Origin of the sequence: Mesorhizobium sp. M7A.F.Ca.US.002.01.1.1 (assembly GCF_004022955.1) — a bacterium.
GTDB lineage: Bacteria > Pseudomonadota > Alphaproteobacteria > Rhizobiales > Rhizobiaceae > Mesorhizobium > Mesorhizobium ciceri.
This window is the reverse complement of the sequence record NZ_RZQE01000193.1, coordinates 1-2,500: the sequence shown is the minus strand read 5'-3', so window position 1 is coordinate 2,500 and position 2,500 is coordinate 1. Positions and strand designations below refer to the sequence as shown.

Genomic DNA, 2,500 nt, shown 5'->3' with positions numbered 1-2,500 from the left:
CGCTGGCAACATGCGTGGCACGGCCAGGAAGGAGCCCTATTGCCGCCGCATTGCCGTTCGACACCAAAGCCATCGAATGTGGGCGCCGCCGATCGAGCAGCGCCTCTCTTAGGAGCCCTCCTATATAGGAGTGTGCGATGGGCCTTGCGGAGAAGGTACACCGCCCCGCCTGGTAGAGTGCTCTATAGGAGAAGTGCCTGGGGGCAATTCGGTCGGAGCCTGGCGCTTCGTTGACTTCACCTGCCATGACAGGCAAATGTCACGGCCACAACAAAAGCGACAAGCCGTTCCGCCCGGGGAAGAAGCAGCCTTTCTGGATGCCAGACACGGAAGATGTCATAGCCGAACTCGGCAATGAGCCGCCGCTGATCGCGGATGGCCGCAGCGGCCCGCCCGACCGGCGAGAGGTTTCTGCACGCTGGCTGTCGGGAACATTTCTCACTGGCGTGACCTCGAGCGTGTTGATGGGCGTGGCGCTGTTCGCCGCTCTTGACGGCCGCCAGCAGCTGGCCACCCCACCCGAGATCGCCGAGTTGATCAGCCTTGCCGGCAACGGAGATTCCGGCGAAGTCGCCAAGACGACCAGGCTGGTGGCGCCACGTCAGATCGCAAAGGCCAAGGACCGCCGCCGCATGGAAGTGTCGATGGTCACCAAGGTCGGCGACCGCGACGTCATCCACACCATGCCTTTCGTGCAGATCAAGATGGCCCTTGCCGCCGGCCACACCACCAGCCGCGCCTACCCCCCCTTCGACCCGATGCAAGTGTTCGGCGACGACGGCGACGACAATGCCCAGCCGGCGACGGCCTCGGCCGCTTCCGGCCAGATCTACGGCGCCAAGGTCGAAAGCGAGATGAGCCTGAAGACCGTCGATTTTCCGATCGACACGGCTTCCTTCGACGAAAAGAGCGACCTCTCCGCCGACGAGGTGGAAAAAGTGGTGCGCGAGGCCGGCACCGACCTCAGCGACGGCGCCGTGCAGGTCGCTTCGCTCCACTATGTCGATCCGCAGCGATTCGGCGAAGCCTTTGCCGAGAGCATGGCCGGCTCCTACGACGTCAAGATCGTGCCGGAAAACGTCTCGGTGGCGCCGCGAGCCACCGTTGACGACCAGGCGCCGGCTTTCGCCGAGGAAATCATCCCCTTCACCAAGGATCTCGACGTCACCGAGGCTTTTGCTGATTCGGGCTACACAGGGGAAGACGCCACCGGAATGGCCGAAGCCATAGCCAAGTTGCTCAATGCGACGGCGCTCAAGGCTGGAACCGTGCTACGCGTCGGCCTCGAGGTTCACGGCGATGCCGCCAAGGTCGTGCGCACCAGCGTCTACGACCGGACCCAGCACATCGTCACCATCGCGCTCAACGATCGCGGCCAGTATGTGCCGGCGCAGGAACCGGATCCGAACCCCGAATTGCTGACGGCCTTCGATGATTCGTCGGCGCCGGTGGTGGTGCGCGGCAACCTGCCCAACGTCTATGACGGCATCTACCGCGCCGCCTACTCCTACGGCATGTCCAAGGCGATGACGCAGCGGTTGATCAAGCTGCTGGCGTCCGACGTCGACTTCCAGTCTCGCCTCAGCCCCGCCGACCGCATCGAAGTCCTGTTCTCGCAGCCCGACGGCGACGATCAGACCTCGGACAGCTCCGAGCTTCTCTACGTCTCGGCGACGTTCGGCGGCCAGACCCGCAACTTCTACCGCTTCCAGATGCAGGACGGCGGCACCGACTATTTCGATGAGGACGGTTCGAGTGCCGAGCAGTTCCTGTTGCGCAATCCCCTGCCCGCCGGGAAATTCCGCTCCGGGTTCGGCGCCCGCAGGCATCCGATCCTCGGCTATGTCCGCATGCACACCGGCGTCGACTGGGCAGCCCCCATCGGCACGCCGATCATCGCCGCCGGCAACGGCACGGTCGAGAAGGTCGGCTGGGCCGGCGGTTACGGCAAGCAGATCATCATCCGCCACGCCAATGGCTACGAAACCTCATACAATCACCAGAGCGCCTTTGCCAAAGGCATCGAACCGGGCGTGCACGTCCGCCAGGGCCAGACCATCGGCTTCCTCGGCCAAACCGGCCTCGCCACCGGCCCGCATCTTCACTACGAGCTGATCGTCAACGGCACCAAGGTCGATCCGATGCGTGTCCGCCTGCCGGTCGGCAAGGTGCTGAAGGGCGATGACCTCGTCGCCTTCAAGCGCGAACGCGAACGCATCGACGAACTGTTGAAGCAGGAAGACAGCGATTCGCTGAAGGTTGCGAGCGCCAAGATCGATGGTTGATCGGCTTCAGCCTGGCGTATCTTCGGCCTTTCGCGGCCATGGCAATCGATCACCGGGAATGGTCGTCCAGGCGATGACAGCCGCAAGCAGGCAAAGCAGCGCGGTCACCGAAGAAACCGCGGCAAACGCGGCGTCGCTGGCGGCGAGCCTTGTCGCATCGATGGCCGGGGCAAGCCCGGCTGGCGCCGGTTCACCAAATCCCGGGATGCCGGAGG

The 2,500-nt window shown here is 64.3% G+C and carries 2 protein-coding genes and 1 pseudogene (1 of these 3 cut by a window edge); 1 reads left to right on the top strand and 2 read right to left on the bottom strand.

Annotated elements, in window-relative coordinates:
* A protein-coding gene (locus tag EN932_RS19095; protein ID WP_127368057.1) for a hypothetical protein crosses the window boundary here: on the bottom strand, positions 1–73 show its 5' end (the start). It extends 272 nt beyond the left edge of the window; 73 of the gene's 345 nt are visible here — the first part of the coding sequence; it begins with the start codon at positions 71–73; the stop codon falls past the left edge of the window.
* 244 nt (positions 74–317) lie between these two features.
* Between EN932_RS19095 and EN932_RS19090 the strand changes: the two genes are divergently transcribed.
* On the top strand, positions 318–2,285 hold the full coding sequence (locus EN932_RS19090; protein WP_027163525.1) for a M23 family metallopeptidase: 1,968 nt from the start codon (positions 318–320) through the stop codon (positions 2,283–2,285).
* A 6-nt stretch (positions 2,286–2,291) separates the two neighbouring features.
* Here the strand turns inward: EN932_RS19090 and EN932_RS19085 are convergent.
* Positions 2,292–2,500 (bottom strand): annotated as a pseudogene (locus EN932_RS19085) (MFS transporter); the annotation flags it as partial.

Bases quoted from the DNA above. Each gene is read 5' to 3' on its own strand.
- EN932_RS19090 (WP_027163525.1), top strand. From the start codon at position 318: ATGCCAGACACGGAAGATGTCATAGCCGAACTCGGCAATGAGCCGCCG.